The organism is Nocardia mikamii NBRC 108933 (assembly GCF_001613505.1).
Taxonomy (GTDB): domain Bacteria; phylum Actinomycetota; class Actinomycetes; order Mycobacteriales; family Mycobacteriaceae; genus Nocardia; species Nocardia mikamii.
Map to the genome: position 1 here is coordinate 218,379 of NZ_BDCM01000003.1, position 22,311 is coordinate 240,689.

The 22,311-nt window shown below is 68.0% G+C and carries 20 protein-coding genes; 13 read left to right on the forward strand and 7 right to left on the reverse strand.

The annotated features are described in order from the left end of the window. Positions 1 to 89: 89 nt before the first annotated feature. Positions 90 to 290, reverse strand: a complete 201-nt coding sequence (locus tag NMI01S_RS02510) for a hypothetical protein (RefSeq protein WP_030513254.1) — start codon at positions 288 to 290, stop codon at positions 90 to 92. Between the two features lie 229 nt (positions 291 to 519). Between NMI01S_RS02510 and NMI01S_RS02515 the strand changes: the two genes are divergently transcribed. Further along, positions 520 to 1,689 carry a pyridoxal phosphate-dependent aminotransferase gene (locus tag NMI01S_RS02515; protein WP_062994387.1) on the forward strand — a complete coding sequence of 390 codons (1,170 nt, stop codon included), beginning with the start codon at positions 520 to 522 and terminating at the stop codon, positions 1,687 to 1,689. Between the two features lie 70 nt (positions 1,690 to 1,759). Here NMI01S_RS02515 and NMI01S_RS02520 read toward each other — a convergent pair whose 3' ends face one another. From NMI01S_RS02520 to NMI01S_RS02530, 3 genes are all read right to left on the reverse strand, one after another. Continuing rightward, positions 1,760 to 2,848: a 3-deoxy-7-phosphoheptulonate synthase gene (locus NMI01S_RS02520; protein ID WP_062994388.1), complete on the reverse strand. Its 1,089-nt coding sequence runs from the start codon at positions 2,846 to 2,848 to the stop codon at positions 1,760 to 1,762. Positions 2,849 to 3,136: 288 nt separating this feature from the next. Beyond that, positions 3,137 to 3,607: a carboxymuconolactone decarboxylase family protein gene (locus NMI01S_RS02525; RefSeq protein ID WP_062994737.1), complete on the reverse strand. Its 471-nt coding sequence runs from the start codon at positions 3,605 to 3,607 to the stop codon at positions 3,137 to 3,139. 122 nt (positions 3,608 to 3,729) lie between these two features. Further along, positions 3,730 to 4,611 carry an oxidoreductase gene (locus NMI01S_RS02530; RefSeq protein WP_062994389.1) on the reverse strand — a complete coding sequence of 294 codons (882 nt, stop codon included), beginning with the start codon at positions 4,609 to 4,611 and terminating at the stop codon, positions 3,730 to 3,732. A gap of 165 nt (positions 4,612 to 4,776) precedes the next feature. Between NMI01S_RS02530 and NMI01S_RS02535 the strand changes: the two genes are divergently transcribed. Continuing rightward, on the forward strand, positions 4,777 to 6,423 hold the full coding sequence (locus NMI01S_RS02535; protein WP_062994390.1) for a (2,3-dihydroxybenzoyl)adenylate synthase: 1,647 nt from the start codon (positions 4,777 to 4,779) through the stop codon (positions 6,421 to 6,423). Between the two features lie 120 nt (positions 6,424 to 6,543). Here NMI01S_RS02535 and NMI01S_RS02540 read toward each other — a convergent pair whose 3' ends face one another. Next, the gene (locus tag NMI01S_RS02540) at positions 6,544 to 7,857 is read right to left on the reverse strand and encodes a salicylate synthase (protein WP_174554442.1); all 1,314 of its coding nucleotides are present in this window, start codon (positions 7,855 to 7,857) and stop codon (positions 6,544 to 6,546) included. Between the two features lie 240 nt (positions 7,858 to 8,097). Here NMI01S_RS02540 and NMI01S_RS02545 point away from each other — a divergent pair, with 240 nt between their 5' ends. Next, a complete protein-coding gene (locus tag NMI01S_RS02545; protein ID WP_084512198.1) occupies positions 8,098 to 10,461 on the forward strand; it encodes a glycerol-3-phosphate 1-O-acyltransferase in 2,364 nt (787 codons plus the stop codon). Beyond that, the gene (locus tag NMI01S_RS02550; protein WP_062994392.1) at positions 10,458 to 11,906 is read left to right on the forward strand and encodes an HAD-IB family hydrolase; all 1,449 of its coding nucleotides are present in this window, start codon (positions 10,458 to 10,460) and stop codon (positions 11,904 to 11,906) included. Before NMI01S_RS02545 ends, NMI01S_RS02550 begins: the two co-directional genes overlap by 4 nt. A 19-nt stretch (positions 11,907 to 11,925) precedes the next feature. Here the strand turns inward: NMI01S_RS02550 and NMI01S_RS02555 are convergent, their stop codons facing one another. Together NMI01S_RS02555 and NMI01S_RS02560 are read right to left on the reverse strand one after the other, a co-directional pair. Further along, positions 11,926 to 12,627 carry a polyprenol monophosphomannose synthase gene (locus NMI01S_RS02555; RefSeq protein WP_062994739.1) on the reverse strand — a complete coding sequence of 234 codons (702 nt, stop codon included), beginning with the start codon at positions 12,625 to 12,627 and terminating at the stop codon, positions 11,926 to 11,928. Between the two features lie 120 nt (positions 12,628 to 12,747). Further along, on the reverse strand, positions 12,748 to 12,927 hold the full coding sequence (locus NMI01S_RS02560; RefSeq protein WP_036497946.1) for a hypothetical protein: 180 nt from the start codon (positions 12,925 to 12,927) through the stop codon (positions 12,748 to 12,750). Positions 12,928 to 13,128: 201 nt separating this feature from the next. On the opposite strand from NMI01S_RS02560, the gene NMI01S_RS02565 reads away from it, so the two are divergent. From NMI01S_RS02565 to NMI01S_RS02605, 9 genes are all read left to right on the forward strand, one after another. Beyond that, positions 13,129 to 13,941: an enoyl-CoA hydratase/isomerase family protein gene (locus tag NMI01S_RS02565; protein ID WP_062994393.1), complete on the forward strand. Its 813-nt coding sequence runs from the start codon at positions 13,129 to 13,131 to the stop codon at positions 13,939 to 13,941. 13 nt (positions 13,942 to 13,954) lie between these two features. Further along, complete coding sequence (locus NMI01S_RS02570; RefSeq protein WP_062994394.1) at positions 13,955 to 14,689, forward strand: SDR family NAD(P)-dependent oxidoreductase; 735 nt, start codon at positions 13,955 to 13,957, stop codon at positions 14,687 to 14,689. A 26-nt stretch (positions 14,690 to 14,715) separates the two neighbouring features. Then, positions 14,716 to 16,356: a class I adenylate-forming enzyme family protein gene (locus tag NMI01S_RS02575; RefSeq protein WP_062994395.1), complete on the forward strand. Its 1,641-nt coding sequence runs from the start codon at positions 14,716 to 14,718 to the stop codon at positions 16,354 to 16,356. Then, positions 16,353 to 17,540: an acyl-CoA dehydrogenase family protein gene (locus NMI01S_RS02580; protein ID WP_062994396.1), complete on the forward strand. Its 1,188-nt coding sequence runs from the start codon at positions 16,353 to 16,355 to the stop codon at positions 17,538 to 17,540. Before NMI01S_RS02575 ends, NMI01S_RS02580 begins: the two co-directional genes overlap by 4 nt. Before the next feature lie 11 nt (positions 17,541 to 17,551). Beyond that, positions 17,552 to 18,700 (forward strand): acyl-CoA dehydrogenase family protein, encoded by a 1,149-nt coding sequence (locus NMI01S_RS02585; protein WP_062994397.1) that lies wholly within the window; start codon positions 17,552 to 17,554, stop codon positions 18,698 to 18,700. A 73-nt stretch (positions 18,701 to 18,773) separates the two neighbouring features. Beyond that, a complete protein-coding gene (locus NMI01S_RS02590) occupies positions 18,774 to 19,436 on the forward strand; it encodes a TetR/AcrR family transcriptional regulator (protein ID WP_062994398.1) in 663 nt (220 codons plus the stop codon). A gap of 104 nt (positions 19,437 to 19,540) precedes the next feature. Beyond that, positions 19,541 to 20,419, forward strand: coding sequence for a DUF1295 domain-containing protein (locus tag NMI01S_RS02595; RefSeq protein ID WP_084512201.1), 879 nt, complete (start codon positions 19,541 to 19,543; stop codon positions 20,417 to 20,419). Continuing rightward, the gene (locus NMI01S_RS02600) at positions 20,416 to 21,546 is read left to right on the forward strand and encodes an FAD-dependent oxidoreductase (RefSeq protein ID WP_062994400.1); all 1,131 of its coding nucleotides are present in this window, start codon (positions 20,416 to 20,418) and stop codon (positions 21,544 to 21,546) included. Before NMI01S_RS02595 ends, NMI01S_RS02600 begins: the two co-directional genes overlap by 4 nt. 44 nt (positions 21,547 to 21,590) lie before the next feature. Beyond that, positions 21,591 to 22,277, forward strand: coding sequence for a hypothetical protein (locus NMI01S_RS02605; protein WP_062994401.1), 687 nt, complete (start codon positions 21,591 to 21,593; stop codon positions 22,275 to 22,277). The last annotated feature ends 34 nt before the right edge of the window (positions 22,278 to 22,311 follow it).

A 22,311-nucleotide genomic window follows, 5' to 3' on the forward strand; every position in this document is an offset into this window, starting at 1 on the left:
GGAACGCATCGAGCGTCCCGGCGGCTCGACCTCTTCTCTCCCCTGAGGGACCCACACCACGACAAGGTCGTCACTGCTGTATCGACGGACTACGGAGTGGACGAACCGGTCCACATGTCCGGGGTGCTCGAACCGAGTCCCCAGTTGCCCGTGGACGATCCGGTACCCCAGTTCGGCGTCGAGGAACCCCAGCCCCAATCGTTGCTGAAGATGTTGTGCAGGGTGTCGTTGATGTATCCGAGGACCGTTCCCGCCGCCGGATGCAGCAGAAGGTCGAGATAGGAGGCCATACATCGCCCCTTTCGAGCCACCACCGAAGTGGTTGTGAGATAGAACACGGGGAGGCTAGCCGCCATCGGGAAACCACACAACAACGCAGGTCAAACGCACGAATGAAATGTGAAACATACCCTTTCGCTATCGCGTCGCAACCCTGGCGAACGCACGGCAAGCATCGACCCGGTCCCCGGGCCGGGGTGCGCGCCGCGGCCACGGGGGCGATATCGCTACGTTGGGACCATGTCAGCCATCCCCACCGTCGCCCGCCTGCGCCCGTTCCGCGCCACGATCTTCGCGGAGATGACCGAACTGGCCGTGCGCCACGACGCGGTCAACCTCGGTCAGGGATTCCCCGATACGGACGGCCCGGCCGCGATGCTGGAGGTGGCCCGCACCGCCATCGCCGACGGGCTGAATCAGTACCCGCCGGGGCGCGGCATGCCGGTTCTGCGCCGGGCGATCGCGGCGGACCGGAAACGACGCTACGGCGTGGACTACCACGTCGACTCGCAGGTGGTGGTCACCGTCGGCGCCACGGAGGCGATCGCGGCGGCGGTGCTCGGCCTGGTGGAGGCCGACGAGGAAGTGGTGCTGATCGAGCCGTACTACGACTCCTACGCCGCGGTGGTCGCCCTGGCGGGCGCCACCCGCCGCACCGCGCGGCTGGTGCCCGACGGCAACGGATTCGTCCTCGACCTGGACAGCCTGCGCGCGGCGATCACCCCGAAAACCCGTATGCTGCTGCTGAATTCGCCGCACAACCCCACCGGGGCGATCCTGTCCCGGGCCGACCTCGAGGCGATCGCGGAACTGGCCCGCGAGCACGATCTGATCGTGGTCTCCGACGAGGTGTACGAACATCTCGTCTACGACGGCAACACCCATATCAGCATCTCGACGCTGCCCGGCATGTTCGAGCGCACGGTCGTGATCTCCAGTGCCGCGAAGACATTCAGCGTCACCGGCTGGAAGATCGGGTGGGCGTGCGGCCCGGCACCGCTGATCGACGGATTGCTGGCCGCCAAGCAGTTCATGAGCTTCGTCGGCGGCGGGCCGTTCCAACCGGCGGTCGCCTACGCCCTCGAGAACGAGCAGCAGTGGGTAGCCGACCTTCGTAACAGCTTGTCCGACAAACGCATTCGCCTGTCGGAAGCACTGGCCGACGCCGGATTCCTGGTCAAGCGCAGCGATGCGACGTATTTCGTCTGCGCCGACATCAGCCCGCTGAGCTCTGCCGACGCGCTGGTCTTCTGCCGGGAGCTGCCGCAGCGGCTCGGCGTCGTCGCGGTCCCGATCGAAGTCTTCGCCGACGACCGCGACTCGTGGAATCGCTTGGTGCGCTTCGCGTTCTGCAAGCGGGACGACACACTCGACGAGGCGGTCCGCCGTCTGCACGCGGCCCACGTGTGATCGCCGGTGGCGCACGATCGCGCGGTCACCAACGCCGCGAGCCGCGAGCGAAGGTGACCGCCACCATGTCTCAGCCCCGGCGCCGGGCCACCGCGTCGGCGAGGCGGTCCAGCTGCGCCGCCGTGGTCTCCCAGTCCAGGCAGGCGTCGGTGATGGACCGGCCGTAGGTCAGTTCGTCGGCGTGGCCGAGGGTGAGGTCCTGACGGCCGGCGACCAGGAAACTCTCCATCATCACACCCACCACCGCGCGGTCGCCGGCGGCGATCCGCTCGGCGATATCGGTGACCACGTCGACCTGCTTGTTGTGGTCCTTGTTGCTGTTGCCGTGGCTGGCATCGACGACCACCCGCTGCGGCAGTCCCGACTTCTCCAGGCGCAGGCAGGCCTCGGCGACGGAGGCGGCGTCGTAGTTCGTGCCGGCACTACCGCCACGCAGGATCACGTGGCAGTCGGGGTTGCCGCTGGTGCGGATGAGCGCCGAGCGGCCGTCGAGATCGGTGCCGGGGAAGACGTGGCTGGCCCCGGCCGCGCGCACCCCGTCCACGGCCACCTGCACATCGCCGTCGGTGCCGTTCTTGATCCCGACCGGCATCGACAGCGCACTGGAGAGCTGCCGGTGCACCTGGCTGGCCGCCGTGCGCGCGCCGATCGCGCCGTAGGACACCAGATCCGCGATGTACTGCGGGGTGATCGGATCGAGGAATTCGCAGGCCACGGGCAGGCCGAGACCCGTGATGTCGACCAGCAGCCGCCGCCCCAGTCCGAGACCGGTGTTGACGTCGAACGAACCGTCCAGATGCGGATCGTTGATCAGGCCCTTCCACCCGAGGGTGGTGCGCGGCTTCTCGAAGTAGACGCGCATCACGACGTGCAGCCGGTCGGAGAGTTCGGCGCTCTTGGCGGCCAGGCGGCGCGCGTAGTCGAGGGCAGCCTCGGGGTCGTGCACCGAACACGGGCCGACGACGACCATCAGGCGGTCGTCGGCGCCGTCGAGGACTTCGACGGTGGCGGCGCGACCGGCCCGCACGGTATCGGCGAGCGCATCGTCGATCGGATGCTCGCGGCGAACCTCGGCGGGCGAGAGGAGAGGGCTGATACTCAGCGTGCGCTGATCGTCGAGGTCACTGTGTGCGGCGTCGACATCGGCTGCGGTGGTCATGACGGGTTCCTTTTCTCAGGCCGACCCACCGAGCGAAATCCCGTGGAGCCGGTCTGCAGTCCGGCTCGGGGTGGGAGAAGGTCAGCGCGGGTCACCGACCGACCCACCCGGGGCCGGCTTGGTAAACCAGAAATACGCGCGCTGCACGAGGGCGACTGTACCAGGGGCGCGGTGCGGGCGGGTCCGGTCGGGTGGGCGGACGTGACGGTCCCCACAGCCGCCGTGGATGCGACGGGGCCCGGCCGGGATCGAACGATCCTGTGCCGGGCCCGAATTCGCGTGCGGCAATCAGAACATGCCGGGCTCGTAGGTGCCGGCCGGGGTGCCGGCGATGACGTTGAGCCGGTTGTAGGCGTTGATCAGCGCGATGAGCGAGATCAGAGCGCCGATCTGCTCGTCGTCGTAGTGCTTGCGCACCTGCTCCCAGGTCTGCTCGCTGATGCCGCGGTGGACATCGGCGATGCGGGTGCCTTCCTCGGTCAGCGCGAGCGCGGCCCGCTCGGCCTCGGTGAAGACGATCGCCTCGCGCCACGCGGCGACCAGGTTGAGCCGCACCGAGGTCTCCCCCGCGGCGGCCGCGTCCTTGGAATGCATATCGGTGCAGAAGCCGCACCCGTTGATCTGGCTGGCGCGCAGCTTGACCAACTCCTGCGTGGCCTTGGGCAGCGGCGAGTTGTCCACGACCTGGCCGGCGTTACCGATCCGCTTGACGAACTTGGCGGCGATCTCGTTGGCGAAGAGAGCGAAACGGGGTTCCATGACCATCCTCCTGTGGAAAGTGAGCCGCGCGGCGCGGCGTCGCTACACAGAGATGACGGAAGAGCACCCACGGGGTGTGACATCACCGGAAGTGATGCCGGTCACGTGGAAGGGGGATCGACTCACCGGCGGGCGAACGAGTAGGTGACGTCGGTGAGTTGTTCGGACAGGTCCCAGAGGCGGCGGGCGGTGACCTCGTCGCGGGAGGCGGCCGAGGAGCCGCAGCGCTCGGGGTAGCCGCGCAGGCCGCCGAGGTGGGTCGGGCCGTAGAACGCGCCGGGTTCGACCTTCGCGGTGGCGGCGTAAAGGCTTGGCAGCGCGCCCATTTCGGCCGACTGGGCGAGAATCCGGTTGCCCAGGGCCATGATCGCGTCCAGGAACGACTCGGTGTGCGACTGCAGTTCGGTGCTGGCGTAGCCGGGGTGGGCCGCCACCGACACCTTCGGCGAACCGGCCGCGGTGAGGCGGCGCTGGAGTTCGTAGGCGAACATCAGATTCGCCAGTTTCGACTGCCCGTAGGCGCGCCAGCGCTCATAGCGCCGGTGCTGGTAGTTCGGATCGGCGAGGTCGATGCGGCCGATCATATGGGCGCCGCTGGACACCGTGACGACGCGATCGGAGATCTTGTCGAGCAGCAGGCCGGTCAGCGCGAAATGGCCGAGATGGTTGGTCCCGAACTGCATTTCGAAGCCGTCGGCGGTGCGGCGCAGCGGCAGGGCCATCACCCCGGCGTTGTTGATCAGCACGTCGGCGCCATCGATCGTGCGCGCGAATTCGCGGATCGAGGACAGGTCGGCCAGGTCGAGCCGGCGCACCTGCACCCGTTCACCGATGGTGTCGGCGACCGCGCGGGCCTTCACCTCGTCGCGGCAGGCCATGATCACCTGCGCACCGGCCTGCGCCAAGGCCCGGGTGGTGGCCGCGCCCAGTCCGCTGTTCGCGCCGGTCACGATGATCGTGCGCCCACTCTGGTCCGGAATATCGGAGATGTTCCAACCGCTCACCCGCACGAGTCTAGGCGGGCACGGGCGGGTGCGCGCTCTTGTCGCGGAGCCGGGCCGCGGCGTTTCGGACCACCCGGACATGTCACCACTACTTCTAATATAGGGTTGCCTAACCTATCTAAGGCAGCTTCGATACTGCGCAGCTCGACCCGTGAGGCGATACCCGTGACTTCGATATCCCCCGCCCAGCAGGACCTGCTCGACGGTTTCGTACCGTTTCCGGCCGAACTCGCCGAGAGCTACCGAGCCGCGGGCTACTGGCGCGGCGAACCGCTGGGCGACTTGCTGCGCGACGCCGCCCGCACCCGGCCTCGGCGAACCGCCCTGCACACCGACGCCGGACCGATCGACTATGCCGAACTCGATCGCCGCGCCGACCGCACGGCCCACGGGTTGCTCGCCTCCGGACTCGAGCCCGGCGACCGGGTCGTGGTCCAACTGCCCAACGTGATCGAATTCGTGGAGGTGCTGTTCGGGCTCCTGCGCGCCGCGATCGTGCCGGTACTGGCCCTGCCGGCCCATCGGCAGGCCGAGATCGAACATCTGACCCGGCTCTCCGGCGCCGCCGGCTACATCGTGGCCGACAAGGTCGGCGACTTCGATTACCGCGAGCTGGCGGCCGCGGTGGCCGAGCGGGTGCCGTCGCTGCGCACGATCTTCGTCCTCGGTGATCCCGGCGCGTACGTCGATCTGAGAACCATTGCGCGCGATGGCGATTCGCTGCCGGACGTCGACGCGTCCGGTATCGCGGTGATGCTCGTCTCCGGCGGCACCACCGGCCTGCCGAAGCTCATCGCCCGCACCCACGACGACTACCACTACAACGCCCGCGCCAGCGCCGAGGTCTGCGGGCTGACCTCCGACGACGTGTACATGGCGGCACTGCCGGCCGCGCACAACTTCCCGCTGTCGTGCCCGGGCATTCTGGGCACGGTCGCGGCGGGCGCGTCGATCGTCATGCTGGCCGACCCGAGTCCGGAGAACGCGTTCGCGACCATCGAACGCCACGGCGTCACCGTGACGGCGGTGGTACCGCCGCTGGCTCAATTGTGGTGTGCGGCAGTGGAATGGGAGGAGGCCGATCTGTCGAGCCTGCGGCTGCTGCAGGTCGGCGGCGCGAAATTGGCCGAGGTCAACGCTCGCGAGGTGACTCCGGCGCTGGGCGCGACACTGCAGCAGGTGTTCGGCATGGCCGAGGGGCTGATCAACTACACCCGCCTCGACGACCCCGAGGAAACGATCGTGGTCTCCCAAGGTCGCCCGCTCTCCCCCGCCGACGAGGTCCGCGTGGTCGATGGCGAAGGCAACGACGTCCCACCCGGCGAGGAGGGCGAACTCCTCACCCGCGGCCCCTACACCATCCGCGGCTATTACCGCGCCCCGGAACATAATTCCCGCGCCGTCACCCCCGACGGCTACTACCGCAGCGGTGATCTGGTGCGGCAACTACCGAGCGGGCATCTGATCGTCTCCGGCCGGATCAAGGATGTGATCAATCGCGGCGGCGAGAACATCTCCTGCGACGAACTCGAGGAACACCTGATGGCCCACCCCGCGGTCCGTCATGCGGCCGCGGTCGGTCTGCCCGACGCGGCCCTCGGCGAAAAGGTCTGTGCCGTCCTGGTGATCGACGGCGAGATGCCGAGCCTGGTCGAGGTCAAGGAATTCCTCACCGCTCGCGGCCTGGCGACCTACAAACTGCCCGACATCCTCGAGCAGGCCGACGCGCTGCCGTTCACGGCCGTCGGCAAGATCGACAAGAAGGTCCTGCGCGCCCGCTACGACACGGAGTCCGCGACCGCACAGCGCTGAGCCTCGCCGACGAACAGCCGCCGCCGAACAGCCGTGCCGCCGAACAGGATTCGGCTCAAGCGCCCGGTACGAAGAAGCCCGGCGGGAACCCCCGCCGGGCTCGGTCCGTGTTCCGCTCCGTCAGGCTTCGACGACGTACGGCGCTACGCTGCCCAGCTTTTCGCAGGTCTCGGTGAATTCGCGTTCCGGGCGCGACTGGGAGACGATGCCGGCCCCGGCGCGCAGCCAGGCGCCCTCCGTGGTCTGGTAGATCGCCCGCAGCACCAGCGTGGCCTCCAGCGCGCCGCCAGGCGAAACGGTCACCACCGCACCGGAATACAGGCCGCGAGCGTCGTGGTCGAGGCGGAACACCGCGTCCACGCCGGTGCGCTTGGGGATGCCGGAGGCGGTCACCGAGGGGAACAGCATTTCCAGCGCGTCCCAGGCACTCTTGTCCTCGGCGAGGGTGCCCCGCACGGTGGAGGCCAGATGTTGCACGCTGCCGCGTTCACGCACCGCCATGAAATCGGAGACGGCGGTGCTGCCCGGCTCGGCCACCGCGGCGATCTCGCCGAACGAGGTCTGCACCGAGATGGCGTGCTCGACGATCTCCTTCGGATCACCGACCAGCTCCTCGCGGGCGGCGGCGTCGGCCGTCTCACCGCGGCCGAAGGCGCGGGTGCCGGCCAGCGGCTCGGTCGTCACCACCCGGTGCCGGTCGACCGAGGCCACCAGTTCGGGACTGAATCCGGCCGCCTCCAGGCCGCCCAGCCGCAACAGGAACGAGCGGGCGGGCGTGTTGTTGGCGCGCCCGAGCCGATAGGTCTGCGGAACGTCCACGGGGAAGGGCAGATCCACCTTCCGCGACAGGATCACCTTCTGATACCGCCCGGCCCGGATCTCGTCGACCGCCTCGGCGACCCGGCCTCGGTAGTCGGTCGGGTCGATGGTGACATCCACCGGCCGCGGCCGGGCCGGAGGTTGCGCATTCGCCTGGGCGATCAGTTCGTGGATCTCCGCGGTCTCGCGGGGCGTCGCACCGGACACCCGCACACCGGAGGCGTCGATGCGCACCTCGATGCGCGGAATCATCAGATGCGCCAGGGTGGTTCGGGCCGGTACGTGCGCATCGGCGCCCAGCGCCCAAGCGCAGAATTCGAATCCGATCCAGCCGTAGGCGTTGCGCCCCTGCAGCGGGAGCGCGGCCAGCGCCGCGTCGACGACCGCGGCCGGACGGCCCTGCCACGGCTCGACGGTGGTCCGGCCCTCCCACTCGACACGCAGTTCGCCGGAATCCAATTCGATGCTGCCGATCGGATCGGCGGCGAACACCCAGCCGTCGGGACCCTCGTAGCCGACGTACTCGCCGAAGCGGTCGGCCGCGGCGAGCGCCGCCACGGCGTCGGCGGGTGCGATCGCCGGCGCCGTGCCCGTCACCTCCGTCCCCGTTGCCAGCTGCCCCGTCGCCCCCGGACCGTCCCCGTAACCGTTTCGCACCCGCTCGTCCGTGGTCGACACCGTTCCTCCAAGGTTATGCTTACCTAACTACCAGAGGTGAGGTTAGCATTACCTGTGCTTGCGGGTATTGTGCCGGAGCACACATCGGACTCGCTTTGCGAGCGTCGTGGCCAACTTCCTGCGCGAATCCGCTTCCGCGAGCTTGAATGGTGGAGCGCCGTCGAGGAGGGGCCCGCCATGATCGATCACGCCGCCGGCAATCCGGCTCCGAGTACCGCGAAGGATCTGCCGCGCTCGGCGGTGGCCCTGGTCGACGCGGTGTCGCCGGTGGAACGCGAATTGATCGGCGGCTGGCTCGCCGAGGGCGGGATCGCCGCCGAACTCGGCATCGACGCTCCCGTCACCCAGATCGACCTGGACGCCGCGGCCATCGCCGCCCGGCTCGTCGGCCGCCGCGACGACCCGCTGGTGATCCCGATCCGGGTGCTGTGGCTCCCGCCGGAACGAGACGGCGTGCGGCGCACCACCTTCGCCGACCTGGCGCTGTTGAGCGATCCGCGCCGGCCACACCGGTTGCTCCAGCGCCGGCTGGTGAACAAGGCGCCCGACCGCCATCTCATCCTCACCGGACAGCCCGCGCGGCTCAGCGATCTGCGCGCGAACAACCCCGGGGCCGCGGACAGTTCGGAACCGTTCGCGCGGGCGATCGTCCGCGCGGGCACGGTGGCGCTCGAACGCGCCGAACGATCGGTGATCGGCGACCGCTACAAGGTCCCCCGGATGGTGGTCGAGGAGATTCTCGACTCCCCCGACTTCCTGCGCCGCCTCGACGCCATCGCCACCGAGACCGGAACGCAACCCCGCGAGGTGTACCGCCGGGCCGAGAAGGCACTGCGGGAACTCGTGGCCGCGCAGAGCCGGCTGATCTCGGATCTGTTCACCCAGGCGATGCGGCCGGTGCACGCCTCGGCCTGGAAGATCGACTGCGACCGGTCCGGACTGGCCGCGCTGCGGCGGCTCAATCGCAACTATCCGCTGGTGTTCCTGCCCTCGCACCGCTCCTACGTGGACGCATTCGTCCTCGGCGACGCGTTGGCGCGCAACGACTTTCCACCCAACCACGTGATCGGCGGCGCCAATCTCAGCTTCTGGCCGATGGGGCCGATCGCGCGCCGCACCGGCACCGTCTTCATCCGCCGCAGCTTCGGCGACGACGAGATCTACAAGGCCGTGGTCGAGGAGTACTTCGCCTATCTGCTCGCCAAACGCTTCAATCTGGAGTGGTATTTCGAGGGTGGGCGCACCCGTACCGGGAAGTTGCGCCCGCCCCGGTTCGGACTGCTGAACTATCTGGCCTCGGCCATCCGTTCGCGGCGCATCGACGATGTCATGCTGGTGCCGGTGTCGATCACCTACGAGCGGCTCAACGAACTGGGATCCATTGCCACCGAACAGGTCGGCGGCACCAAGAAGCCCGAGGGGCTGACCTGGCTGGCCCGCTACATCCGCAGCCAGCAGCATTCCGCGGGGCGGGTCTACGTCCGCTTCGGCGCCCCACTGTCGGCCCGCGACCGGCTGGCCGCACACGGTGATCCGGAATCGCCGGCCCCGGACAGCGAGGAAGCGACGGACCGGCAGCGTAAGGCCGTGCAGCGCTTGGCCTTCGAGGTGGCGGTCGGTATCAACGCGGTCACGCCGGTCACGGTCAACGCACTGGTGACGCTGGCCCTGCTGGGTGTGCACGAGCGCGCGCTCACTCTCGGCGAGGTACGTCAGACGCTGGAGCCGGTCCGCGGATACATCGAGCGGCGCGCCCTTCCGACCGGCGAGCTGGATACGCTGCGCGACGATCAGGGCCTGGCGGTGGTGCTGGAACAGCTGTCGCTGGCCAAGGTGGTGACGGTCTACCGCGGTGGGCTGGAACCGGTGTATTCGATCGAAGCGGGCGCCCATCTGGAGGCGGCGTTCTACCGCAACAGCGCGGTGCACTGGTTCGTGGACCGCGCGATCCTGGAATTGGCGATCCTCGAGGTGGCCGACGAACAAGCCGGCGCCGCTCCCGGTATCGAAGTGATCTGGGATGCGGCCTACCGGCTGCGCGATCTACTGAAGTTCGAATTCTTCTTTCCCGACCGGGTCGAATTCGCGGCGGCGATGAACGCCGAGTTGCTACTGCTGGATCCGCACTGGGAGCAGCGCGCCAGCGCCGCGGAATTGGTCTGCGCACTGGCGGATTCGGGTTTCATCATGGCGCACCGCGTCGTGCGGTCGTTCTTCGACGCCCAGCTGGTGGTGGCCGAGCGCCTGGCCGCCGCCGATCCGGCCGCGCCGCTGGACCGCAAACAGTTCGTCGACGAATGCCTGGCCGTGGGACGCCAGATGCTGCTGCAGCAACGGCTGCACAGCACCGAGTCGGTGTCCTCCGAATTGTTCTCCAGCGCGATGAAACTCGCGGAAAATCACGGTCTGCTCGATCCCGACACCCCGGATCTCGCGCGGCGTCGGCGAGAACTCGCCGACGAACTGCGCACCATCGGTATCCGCATTTCCCGTGCGGCCGCCCTCGACCCGTCCAATCGCGCACCGCAGGGGACAGTGTGAACCTTTCCGAAGCGATTTCCGCCATCCGGACCGGGCCGCAGGGCCCGCGCGTGGCGGCCGTCTTCGACTTCGGCGGAACGGTGGTCGCGGGCTTCGCGCCCGCCGCCGCGCCGCTGCGCCTGCTACGCGGGCGCGACTCGCGCCGGGCGCTGACCGACACGATGCTCTACAGCATTCGCGGTTCGCGGACCGAGGGCGAATACGAGCGGTTCCTGCAGCGCGTCGCCCGGGTATGGGTGGGCCGTTCCGAACAGGAGCTGACCGAACTCGGCGAACAGCTCTTCCGCAGTACCGTGCACGGGCACGTGTATCCCGAAGCGTGGCAACTGATCCGGGAGCACGAGGCGGCCGGGCATACGGTGGTGATCGTCACCAGCCTCACCCGTTTCCAGGTGCTGCCGGTGGCCCGGGAACTGGGCGTGGACCATGTGCTCTACACCGCGATGGCCACCGCCGACGGTGTGCTCACCGGCTTCACCGAGGGAAAACCGCTGTGGCGCACCGAGAAGGCCGCGGCGGTGCGCCGCTTCGCCGCCGAAAACGATATCGATCCCGCCGGCAGTTACGCCTATGCCGATGCGGCCCCGGACGTTCCGCTGCTGGAAACGGTCGGCCATCCGGTCGCGGTGAATCCGGGTCCGCGGATGTCGATGACCGCCGGTGAACGCGACTGGCCGACCCTGACCTTCAAGCCGCGGGACCCGGCGGGTGTCACCGACTTCGCCCGTACCGCGGTAGGTTTCACCGGATTGCTGAGCGGCGCGGCCTTCGGGGTCGTCTCCCGCGCGGCCACCCGCCGCCACCGCGCGATGGCCGACGCCATGATCGCCACCGCCGCCGACGCGACGCTGCGGACCACCGGCGTGCGGGTGCGGGTGGTGGGCGCCGAGCACGCCCGGCAGCCCCGTCCGGCGGTCTTCCTGTTCAATCACCAGAGCCAGTTCGACATGGTGGTGTTGGCCGCGGTGCTGCGCTCGGGATTCACCGCGGTGGTGAAGAAGGAGGTCACCACCAATCCGGTCTTCGGCCCGCTGCTGCGGTTCGCCGAGGCGACCTTCATCGATCGCTCCGACACCACCGGCGCGAAGGCGGCGCTGGAACCGGTCGTCGACACCCTGCGCGGCGGACTCTCGCTCGTGGTGGCGCCGGAGGGCACGCGCTCGATGACGCCACGCATCGGCCCGTTCAAGAAGGGCGCCTTCCACATCGCGATCGAAGCCGGAGTGCCGATCATTCCGCTCGTCATCCGCAACGCGGGCGAAATCGCCTGGCGGAACTCGGCAATCGTGCGCAAGGGCACGGTGGACGTGGCGGTGCTGGCACCGATCGATGTGAGCGGCTGGGATCCCCAGCACATGGACGACGACATCGCGCGGGTGCGGCAACTGTTCGTCGATACGCTGCGGGACTGGCCGGTCGACGCGGCGGTGGTGGCGGTGCCCTGACCTCCGGACGCTCCAGTCGCTAGACGCGGCGGCCGAACAACAGCTTCCACGGCATCAGCGCCGATTCCAGCTGCACCTTGAGGCTCATCTTCGACGCGCCCTTGGTGCGCTCCTCGAAGCGGATCGGCACCTCGGCGATCGAGATGCCCTGCTTGATCGTGCGGTAGTTCATCTCGACCTGGAACGAGTAGCCGTTGCTGTGGATGGACGCCACATCGATGGCGCGCAGCGTGTCCGCCTTCCACGCCTTGAATCCCGCGGTCGCGTCCCTGACACCGAGCCGCAGGATCGCGTTGACGTAGAAGTTCGCCCACGCCGACAGCGCCTTGCGGTACCACTTCCACTCCGCCGCGGTGGAGCCGCCCTCGACGTAGCGGGATCCCAGGACCACACCGGCATCGGAGGTCTCGAGCTTCTCCAGCATGGCCGGAATCACCTCGGCCGGGTGGGAGAGGTCGGCGTCCATCTGGATCACCACGTCGGCGCCCTGGTCGAGGGCCGCGGTGATGCCGGCGATGTAGGCGCGGCCGAGGCCGTCCTTCTCGGTGCGGTGCAGCACACCCACCACCGAGGGCAGGTCGGCGGCCAGTTTGTCGGCGACCTCGCCGGTGCCGTCCGGGGAGTTGTCGTCGACCACCAGAACATGCAGATCGGCGACCGGTAGTGCGGTCAGCCGCTCCACCGCCACCGGCAGGTTCTCCCGCTCGTTGTAGGTCGGCACCACCACGGTCACCTTCACAAGTCGCCCTCCACTCGATTCGACCTGACTGCGCGTGCCCGGATCCGGGCACGACGTGCTCTGGAGAACCGTAGCCCACCCACCTGAGAGGGCACGAGCGGCTCAGTCTCTCCCGTCGCGGGCATCCTCGCGGGCATTGCGTTCGCGCACGATCTCGAGCGCCCGCTCGGCGGTGGCGCGGTCCGGATACGGCCCCATCCGATCGGCGAACCAGCACCGCTTGCCCTGTTCGGCGCGGTGATGTTTGAGGCAGTAGTACCACTGATCGTCGGAATCGCCCATGCCGATCATCGTCGCATCCGGCGCCCGGCCTGTCAGGAAACCGGCGAATCCGCACGTCGGACTGCCTCGGGCCGGGGCCGAGCGGCGACTGTGGTCCTTGACACACATATGCGTTGAATGTACGTTCATTCACAACAAATACCAATTCACTCATCGCGGCGGCGATCCGCTCGCCGGTTCGTCGGAGCAGAAGGAAGTGCCATGGATTTCTCGACCTATTCCCAGCTCACGTTCAAACGCCCGGACGACGGTGTCCTGCTGATCACCATCGACCGACCGGAGAAATACAACGCCGCCGACGAGCAGATGCACGCCGAGCTGGCCCGGGTCTGGACGGATGTCTCCGCCGATCCCGAGACCCGGGTCGCGGTGATCACCGGCGCCGGGAAGGCGTTCTCCGCCGGCGGTGACCTGGCGATGGTCGAGCGCATGGCCGGCAACCACGAGCGGGTGGCCAACATGCTGCAGGAGATGAGCGACTTGGTCTACAACATGATCAATTGCGAGAAGCCGGTCGTCGCCGCGATCAACGGCGTCGCGGTCGGCGCGGGGCTCGTCGTGGCCCTGCTCTCGGATATCTCGATCTGCGCCGAGGACGCCGAACTGGGCGACGGGCATGTGAAGCTCGGCGTGGCCGCCGGCGATCACGCGGCGATCCTCTGGCCGCTGCTGTCCGGTATGGCCAAGGCCAAGTACTACCTGCTGACCGGCGAGATGGTCGGCGGCGCCGAGGCCGAGCGCATCGGCATGGTCACCAGCGCGGTGCCGCGCGACCGGGTACTCGACGACGCGCTGGCGGTCGCGAACAAGCTGGCCGGCGGTTCGCAGCTGGCCATCCGGTGGACGAAGAAGGCGCTCAACAACTGGCTCAAGCAGGCTGGTCCGATCTTCGACCAGTCCGCCGCCTACGAAATGCTCTGCTTCATGGGCCCGGATGTCACCGAGGGCTATACCGCCCTGCGCGAGAAGCGTGCCCCCGACTTCCCCTCCGCCCGCGCGGTCACCGGCAACTGAGGAGCCGGACATCATGAGCGACAACACCATTGCGGTGGTCACCGGAGCGGGATCGGGCATCGGCCGGGCGATCACCCTGGCCCTGGCCGCCCGCGGCGACCGGGTCGTGGCCGCCGACCTGGACCTCGACGCCGCCGAGCGCACCGCCGAACAGCAGTCCGACCGCATCGTCGCGATGAAGGTCGACATCGCCGACGCCGCCCAGGTGCAGGCCCTGCGTGATCAGGTGCACGCCGAGGTCGGCGTGCCGAACATCCTGGTCAATGCCGCCGGCTGGGATCGCACCGACAAATTCCTCAACGCCACACCGGAATTCGCGCAGAAGGTGGTGGCGATCAACTACCTGGGACCGGTGCATATGTGCGGCGCGTTCCTGCCGGGCATGGTGGAGGCAGGCGGCGGGCGGGTGATCAACCTGGCCAGCGACGCCGGACGCGTCGGCAGCTCGGGAGAAACCATCTACGCCGGCGCCAAGGGCGGCGTGATCGCCCTGACCAAATCCCTGGCGCGCGAGATGGCCCGCTATTCGATCACTGTCAACTGCGTCTGCCCCGGCCCGACCGACACCCCGCTGTTCCAGGCCCAGGACGAGAAGTTGAAACAGGCTCTGATCAAGGCGATTCCGTTCCGCCGCCTCGCCCGGCCGGAAGAGGTCGCCGCCCCGGCCCTGTTCTTCGCCTCCCCCGACGCCTCGTTCATCACCGGTCAGGTGCTCAGCGTCAGCGGTGGACTCACCATGGCCGGCTGAGCGCCGAGCCGACTTCGGAGGACCAGATGTACGACGCCCACGCCTACCGGCAGTACTTCGAACACGATTTCACCTATCTCAACGGTTTCCGGCGCAACGTCCACCGCTACGCCCGGCACCCGGCGATCGAGGATCCGGCGACCGGGACCGTCACCTACGCCGACCTGGGCGACCGTGTCGACCGGTTGGCCACCGGCCTTGCCGACGTCGGTGTCGAGCCGGGTGACGTCGTGGCATATCAGCTGTTCAACGGGGTCGAGTTCGCCGAGCTGTATCTGGCGACGCAGGCCGCCGGTGCCGTCGGCTCGCCGATGAACTTCCGGCTCGCCGCCGGTGAGACGTCCTACATCCTCGCGTCGAGCCGCCCCCGAGTGTTCGTCTACGACACCGAACTCACGCCTATGGTGCGAGAGGCCCTGGAGCGCAGCGCCTTCCGTCCCGAACTGCTGGTGGCTTCGGGTCCGGGCGAACCGCTCCCGGGCGCGGTCCGCTTCGACGAGTTGTTCGCGACGACGGCGCGGCCGCTCGACACGCAGCGCACGGTGTGGGACGAGACCACCCGCCTCTACACCTCCGGCACCACCGGGATGCCGAAGGGAGTACCGCTCAACAGCCTGGTGGAGATCTTCAGCGCGCACGACGTCGTCATGCATTTCCCGTTGTCGCCCGAGGACAAGACGCTGAACATGACCCCGTGGTTCCACCGCGGCGGATTGTATTGCGCGGGACCGAATCCCACGTTCTACCTGGGCTCGTCGCTGGTGCCGATGCGCGCCTTCGACGCCGGCACCACCCTGGACCACGTGCAGCGCTACGGCCTGACCTTCCTCATCGGCGCGCCGACCAATCTGGCCATGCTCGCCCACGCGCAGGAGACCAGGCGGCGCGATCTGTCGAGCCTGCGCGGCATCGTGACGATGGGCGCTCCGCTGGAACGCGAGGCCGCGCTGCGGTATCAGAAGGTGTTGAATCCCAACATCTTCAACGGTTACGGCAGCACCGAAGGTTTCTGGAACACCTTTCTGCGGCCGACCGATCTGCCGGCCATGGCCGGAACCGCCGGGCGCGCGTGTATCGACGACGACGTGGCGGTGGTGCGGGTATTCGACGACCGGCCGGCCGAGCCCGAGGAGACCGTCGCCAAGGACGGCACGGAGGTGGGCGAGATCATCGTCCGATCCCCGAAGGGCGCCAATGCCTATGTCGACTCGCCCGACCAGGAGGCCCGCAAGTTCCATCGCGGCTGGTTGTATATCGGTGACCTCGCCACCTGGGACGAGCAGGAATTCGTCACCATCGTCGGACGTAAGGACGACATGCTGCTGTCCGGCGGCGAGAACGTCCATCCCGTCCAGGTCGAGGAGGCGCTCAACGAACATCCCGGCGTAGACGACTGCCTGGTGGTGGGCATTCCCGACGAGCGCTGGGGGCAGGTGGTGGTGGCCTACGTGGTCGCCGCAGAGCCCGGCGTCGGCGTGGCCGAGCTGGACCGGCACTGCCGCACCCATCCCATGCTCTCGGCGTTCAAACGCCCACGCGCCTACCGCTTCGTCGATTCGCTGCCGGTGTCGGCCACCGGCAAGAAATTGCACTACAAACTCACCGAACAGGCCCGCGACGACGCCGCGGCCGGCCTGTTCACCTATCCGGACAAGGAAAACCCATGAGCGCGAAACGTCCCCCCGCATTCGACGCACTCGACCCGCTGGCCATCGATTCGCTGCTGACCGAGGACGAGCGGGCCGTCCGCGACAGTGTGCGCGGCTTCTGCGCCGAAAACATCACCCCCCATATCGCCGACTGGTTCGAAGCCGGCGACCTGCCCGGCGCTCGCGATCTGGCCCGCGAATTCGGCAGACTCGGTGTGCTCGGCATGCACCTCGAGGGATACGGATGCGGTGGCGCCTCGGCCGTGCACTACGGCTTGGCCTGTCTCGAACTCGAAGCCTGCGATTCCGGTATCCGGTCCCTGGTCTCGGTCCAGGGCTCACTGGCCATGTTCTCCATCTGGAACAACGGTTCGGAGGAACAGAAGCAGCGGTGGCTGCCGGGTATGGCCGCGGGCGAGATCATCGGCTGCTTCGGCCTCACCGAACCGGATGTCGGATCCGATCCGGGGGCCATGCGGACCCGCGCCAAGCGAGACGGTGACGACTGGATCCTCAACGGGCGCAAGATGTGGATCACCAACGGCTCGATCGCCGATGTCGCGGTGGTGTGGGCCGATACCGACGAGGGCATCCGCGGGTTCATCGTGCCCACCGACACCCGGGGATTCAGCGCGCACACCATCAAGCACAAGTTGTCGCTGCGCGCCTCGATCACCAGCGAACTGGTCCTCGACGACGTGCGCCTGCCCGCCGAGGCGATGATGCCCGAGGGCCGGGGTGTGAAGGCGCCGCTGTCGAGTCTGTCCGAGGCGCGCTACGGCATCATCTGGGGTTCGATGGGCGCCGCCCGCACGGCCTGGCAGGCGGCCCGCGATTATTCGATGCAGCGCAACCAGTTCGGCCGCCCGATCGCCGGATTCCAGCTGACCCAGGCGAAACTCACCGATATGGCCGTCGAACTGCACAAGGGCCAGCTGCTTTCACTGCATCTGGGCCGGCTCAAGGATTCGGTGGGACTGCGCCCCGAACAGGTGAGTTTCGGCAAACTCAACAACACCCGCGAGGCGATCGAGATCTGCCGCACCGCGCGAACCATCCTCGGCGGCAACGGTATTTCGCTCGAATATCCGGTCATCCGGCACATGGTGAACCTCGAATCCGTGCTCACCTACGAGGGGACGCCGGAGATGCACCAACTCGTGCTCGGCCAGGCCTTCACCGGCCAGAACGCCTTCCGCTGACAAGAGGTCTCATGAACGCACGACTGGAGTACGACTCCGAACACCGCCAATTCCGTTCCGTGGTGCGCGATTTCGTCCGGCAGGGGGTCGCACCGGTCCACGAGGACTGGGAACGGGCCGGCTGCCTGGACCGATCGTTGTTCACCGAGGCCGGCAAGCTGGGACTGCTCGGCTTCCCGGTCCCGGAGCGTTTCGGCGGTCCGGGGGTGGAGGATTTCCGCTACCACGCCATCGTGATCGAGGAGATCACGCGGGCGGGTGCGGCCGCGGCGGGTATCGCGTTCTCCCTGCAGAACGATGTGGTGCTGCCCTATCTGACCGATCTCACCGACGAGGAGCAGAAGGCCCGCTGGCTGCCCGGCGTCGTCACCGGCGAGACCGTCCTGGGAATCGCCATGACCGAACCGGGTACCGGTAGCAACCTCACCGGCATTCGCACCACCGCCGTCCGCGACGGCGAGCATTACGTGGTCGACGGCAGTAAGACCTTCATCTCGAACGGGCAGAACGGTGACCTGTTCGTGGTCGCGGTCCGCACCGGCGAGGACAAGCACAGGGGGCTGACGCTGCTGGTCGTCGAGGCCGGCACACCGGGATTCGGCCGCGGCCGCAACCTGGAGAAGATCGGCCTGCACGCCCAGGACACCAGCGAACTGAGCTTCACCGAGATGCGGGTGCCGGTGGCGAACCGGCTCGGCGCGGAGGGCGAGGGCTTCTATCAGCTGGTGCGGAACCTGCCGCAGGAGCGGCTGTCGCTGTCGGTCGGCGCGGTCGCGGCGGCCGAGGGCGTACTCGCGCAGACCCTGGACTACGTGCGTGAACGCAAGGCCTTCGGCACCTCGGTCGCGAGTTTTCAGAACACGCAATTCGTGCTCGCGGAGTTGGCGACCGAACTCGATATCGCGCGGACCTTCCTCTACGACTGCCTCGCCGAACACATCGCCGGCGGCCTCACCGCGGCCCGCGCCGCCCGGCTGAAATGGTGGACCACCGAACTGCAGATGCGGGTGGCCGACCGCTGTCTGCAATTGCACGGCGGCTACGGCTATATGCGCGAATACGCGGTGTCTCGGGCGTTCGTCGACGCGCGTATTCAGAGCATCTACGGCGGCACCACCGAGATCATGAAGACGATCATCGCGAAGGAGCTGGGCATCTGATTCTCGGTGGACCACTCTAGAGTTGAGTGAACCGTCGTTCATTCGACTGCGCAGATACGGAAAGGTATGCCCGATGGCGAAGCGATCCGCACCGATGGAACTCGAGGAGGCGGTGCGTGCGGTGCGAACCAGTTCGCGCCGGCGCCAACTCCTCAACGCGGCCGTCGCCGTCATGCAGACCACCGGCTTTCATCAGATGTCGATGCAGGCGCTCGCGGATCAGGCCGATGTGAGCGTCGGGCTCATCTACAAGTATTTCGGCGGTAAGGAAGACCTGCTGCTCGCGGCCATCGTCGACATCCTCGACGCCTTCCGGGACGAATTGGATCCGGCCATGGACGCGGTCGGCGACGATCCGGTGGAGCGGCTCGTCGCCGGTTTCCGCCACTACGTGGAAATCGTCGACGAGAACCTCGACGCCGTGGTCCTGACCTATCGGGAGAGCCGGACCCTCGATCCGGAGGGCCGGGAACGGATCAAGGAACTCGAGGTCGAAACCTCGGCCCCGCTGCGGGCCGCCGTCGAAGCGGGAATCGCGGCCGGGCTGATGAACGACCTGGATCCGGATCTCGTCGTCTTCAACCTGATGATGCTCGCCCACGCCTGGGCCCTCAAACAGTGGCATTTCGCGCCGCGCTACACCGTCGAGCAATACATCCGGGCACAGGTGCGTTTCGTGCTTCCCACTCTGCTCACCCCCGGCGCCGCGGACGAATATCGACATCTCATGGAGTGAATCAACGTGTCGGTCACGCTGTCTCGTACCGGCGCTTTGCACGATCAGCACGGTCTTGCCCGAATCCCGCGTCGCTCCGCATGCATGGTGCATAGAGTGCGCTCATGAGCAGAGCGGACTCCCTGGTTCGAGTCACGGCCGCCTATGTGGTAGCCGTCGGGGTGGCACTGGTGTGGCTGCTGTGGGGTCCGGACACCGGACTGCTGTGGCTGGACGGCCTGATCGCCGATCTGATCGCGACGATCGTGGTCTTCGTATTCAGCCGGATCTACAAGAATTCCAGTTTCTACGACCCGTACTGGAGCGTGATCCCGCCACTGCTGGCCTTCTACTGGTGGATCCGCAGCGGCGAGCCGTCCGAACCCGCGCGCTGGTGGCTGATGATCGCCGTCATGCTGGTGTGGGCGGTGCGGCTCACCGCCAACTGGGTGACCACATTTCCCGGGATGCACCACGAGGATTGGCGCTATCCGATGGTGCGGGAGCGAGCGGGCAGATTCGCCTTCGCCGCGGATCTGTTCGGGATCCACGTCTTTCCCACGCTGCAGGTGTTCGCCGGCATGATTCCGGTGTACGTGGTCGCGACGCGCGCCGGCGCACCGTTCGGCGTGCTCGACGTCGTCGCCTTCGTGATCGGTGCGGGCGCGGTGGCCCTGGAAGCCGTCGCCGACCTGCAGATACATCGCTTCACCGCCACCGAGAACCCCGGCCAGGTCATGGACCGAGGGGTGTGGGCGTGGTCGCGGCATCCGAACTATTTCGGGGAGTGCGGCGTCTGGCTCTCGTTCGGCCTGTTCGGTCTGGCCGCCGCCCCGGGCAGCTGGTGGGTTCTCGCGGGCGTGGTGGCGATGGTCGCGATGTTCGTCGGTGTGAGCATTCCGATGATGGAACAGCGCAGCCTCCAGCGACGGCCCGCGTATCGCGATGTGGTGCACCGGGTTTCGGCATTCGTGCCGCTGCCACCACGGAAACGAGCGGTATGACCGCACCTCGGGTCGTCATCGTCGGACTGGGCGATACCGGTGTCCTGACCGGAACCCGGCTCGGCCGGTACGCCGACCTCGTGGGCATCACGACCAAGCCCGGCTTCGTCAGCGGCCAGGAACTCGGCCTGCGACTGGCCCGCCCGCAGGAGTGGATGCGCGACTATCGCATTGCCTACGACCGATTTCGTGGTCTCGACCGGATGCGCATCGTGCACGGCAGCGCCACCGCACTCGACACCGCGCACCGGACCGTCCGGGTGCGGCGTGTCGACGGATCCTCGAGCGACGAGCCGTACGACCTCCTGGTGATCGCCACCGGGGTGACCAACGGCTTCTGGCGGCACCCCACCCTGCAAGACCGTGCCGACGTCGACGCCGACCTCGCCTCGTCCCATCGGCGCATCGCCGACGCGGGCACGGTAGCGGTCGTCGGCGGGGGCGCGGCGGCGGTGAGCTGTGCGGCGCAGATCGCCGAACGCTGGCCGGCCAAAGACGTCCATCTCTACTTCCCGGGGCAGCGGGCCCTCCCCGAACACCACCACCGGGTGTGGACGCGGGTCGAATCCCGGCTCGGCGCACTCGGAGTCGTGATCCACCCCGGCCGTCGCGCGATACCGCCGCCCGCCCCGGATCTCACCTCCGGGCCGGTGAAGTGGTCCACCGGCCAGCCGCCGACGTCCGCCGATGTGGTCGTCTGGGCGATCGGGCGGATCCGGCCGAACACCGCGTGGCTTCCGGCCGACATGCTCGACGAGCGCGGATTCGTCCGGGTGCTGCCCACCCTGCGCGTCGCCGGTTACGACGATGTCTTCGCGGTGGGCGACGTCGCGGCCACCGATCGGTTGCGCTCCTCGGCGCGCAATCAGGGCCACAAAGTGGTGGCACACAACATCCGTGCGCACACGAACGGCACCGCCCTTCGTGGGTACCGGCCGCCGAAGCGCCGGTGGGGTTCGGTGCTCGGCGTCCAGCGCGACGGCCTGACGGTGTTCGCACCGAACGGGCGCAGCTTCCGTTTCCCGCTCCGGACCACCGATGCGCTCCAGCGATTCGTCGTCCGGCGCGGCATCTACGGTGGCGTCCGCGAGGCCGAAGCGAACTCCGGCTCCGGCGAGCACCGGTAGCGTGCCGTGCTGCCGATAGACACGGAGCGGGCAATACTGCACGGGTGAGCGGTTCCGAGAACGACACCGACGACGTTCCGGCGTGGGCGCGCCGCACGACCGGCGAATCGCGGTGGGCGGCGACGGCGGCGATGGTGGGCATCATCGTCCTGCAGCTGCTGCTACCCGATCACTTCCAACTCCGGCCGATCTGGCTGCTGCCGACGTTGGAGACGGTGCTGCTGATCGTGCTGGTGGTGAGCAGTCCCGTTCGGCTCGACCGGGAGGAGACCTGGCTGCGCTCGTGCAGCCTGGGGTTGTCCGCGCTGCTGGGCATCGCCACCGCCTGGTCGGTGTTCCGGCTGGTGGCCGGACTGATCAACGGCACCCTCAGCGACGATCCCCCGGTGTTGCTCGGTTCGGGCGCGGCGATCTGGCTGACCAATGTCACCGTATTCGCGCTCTGGTTCTGGGAATTCGATCGCGGCGGCCCCGCCGCACGGGCTCATGCCCGCAAACCGCTTCCGGATTTCCTGTTCGTCCAGATGCAGAATCCCGACCTCTCCCCCGCCGACTGGGAGCCGGAATTCGTGGATTATCTCTACCTTTCGTTCACCAACGCCACCGCCTTCAGCCCCACGGACGTGATGCCGATGACGCGCTGGGCCAAGACGCTGATGATGGCCGAATCGGCATTGTCGCTGATCACCGCGGGCCTGGTCATCGCGCGGGCGGTCAACGTCTTGAAGTGAAGACGACGCGGGGCTTTCTCCGAGCCGATCTCCG

Bases quoted from the DNA above. Each gene is read 5' to 3' on its own strand.
- NMI01S_RS02570 (WP_062994394.1), top strand. From the start codon at position 13,955: ATGAGCGACAACACCATTGCGGTGGTCACCGGAGCGGGATCGGGCATC.
- NMI01S_RS02525 (WP_062994737.1), bottom strand. From the start codon at position 3,607: ATGGAACCCCGTTTCGCTCTCTTCGCCAACGAGATCGCCGCCAAGTTC.
- NMI01S_RS02515 (WP_062994387.1), top strand. From the start codon at position 520: ATGTCAGCCATCCCCACCGTCGCCCGCCTGCGCCCGTTCCGCGCCACG.
- NMI01S_RS02585 (WP_062994397.1), top strand. From the start codon at position 17,552: ATGAACGCACGACTGGAGTACGACTCCGAACACCGCCAATTCCGTTCC.
- NMI01S_RS02560 (WP_036497946.1), bottom strand. From the start codon at position 12,927: ATGGGCGATTCCGACGATCAGTGGTACTACTGCCTCAAACATCACCGC.
- NMI01S_RS02510 (WP_030513254.1), bottom strand. From the start codon at position 290: ATGGCCTCCTATCTCGACCTTCTGCTGCATCCGGCGGCGGGAACGGTC.
- NMI01S_RS02590 (WP_062994398.1), top strand. From the start codon at position 18,774: ATGGCGAAGCGATCCGCACCGATGGAACTCGAGGAGGCGGTGCGTGCG.
- NMI01S_RS02565 (WP_062994393.1), top strand. From the start codon at position 13,129: ATGGATTTCTCGACCTATTCCCAGCTCACGTTCAAACGCCCGGACGAC.
- NMI01S_RS02545 (WP_084512198.1), top strand. From the start codon at position 8,098: ATGATCGATCACGCCGCCGGCAATCCGGCTCCGAGTACCGCGAAGGAT.
- NMI01S_RS02575 (WP_062994395.1), top strand. From the start codon at position 14,716: ATGTACGACGCCCACGCCTACCGGCAGTACTTCGAACACGATTTCACC.
- NMI01S_RS02520 (WP_062994388.1), bottom strand. From the start codon at position 2,848: ATGACCACCGCAGCCGATGTCGACGCCGCACACAGTGACCTCGACGAT.
- NMI01S_RS02580 (WP_062994396.1), top strand. From the start codon at position 16,353: ATGAGCGCGAAACGTCCCCCCGCATTCGACGCACTCGACCCGCTGGCC.
- NMI01S_RS02595 (WP_084512201.1), top strand. From the start codon at position 19,541: ATGAGCAGAGCGGACTCCCTGGTTCGAGTCACGGCCGCCTATGTGGTA.
- NMI01S_RS02600 (WP_062994400.1), top strand. From the start codon at position 20,416: ATGACCGCACCTCGGGTCGTCATCGTCGGACTGGGCGATACCGGTGTC.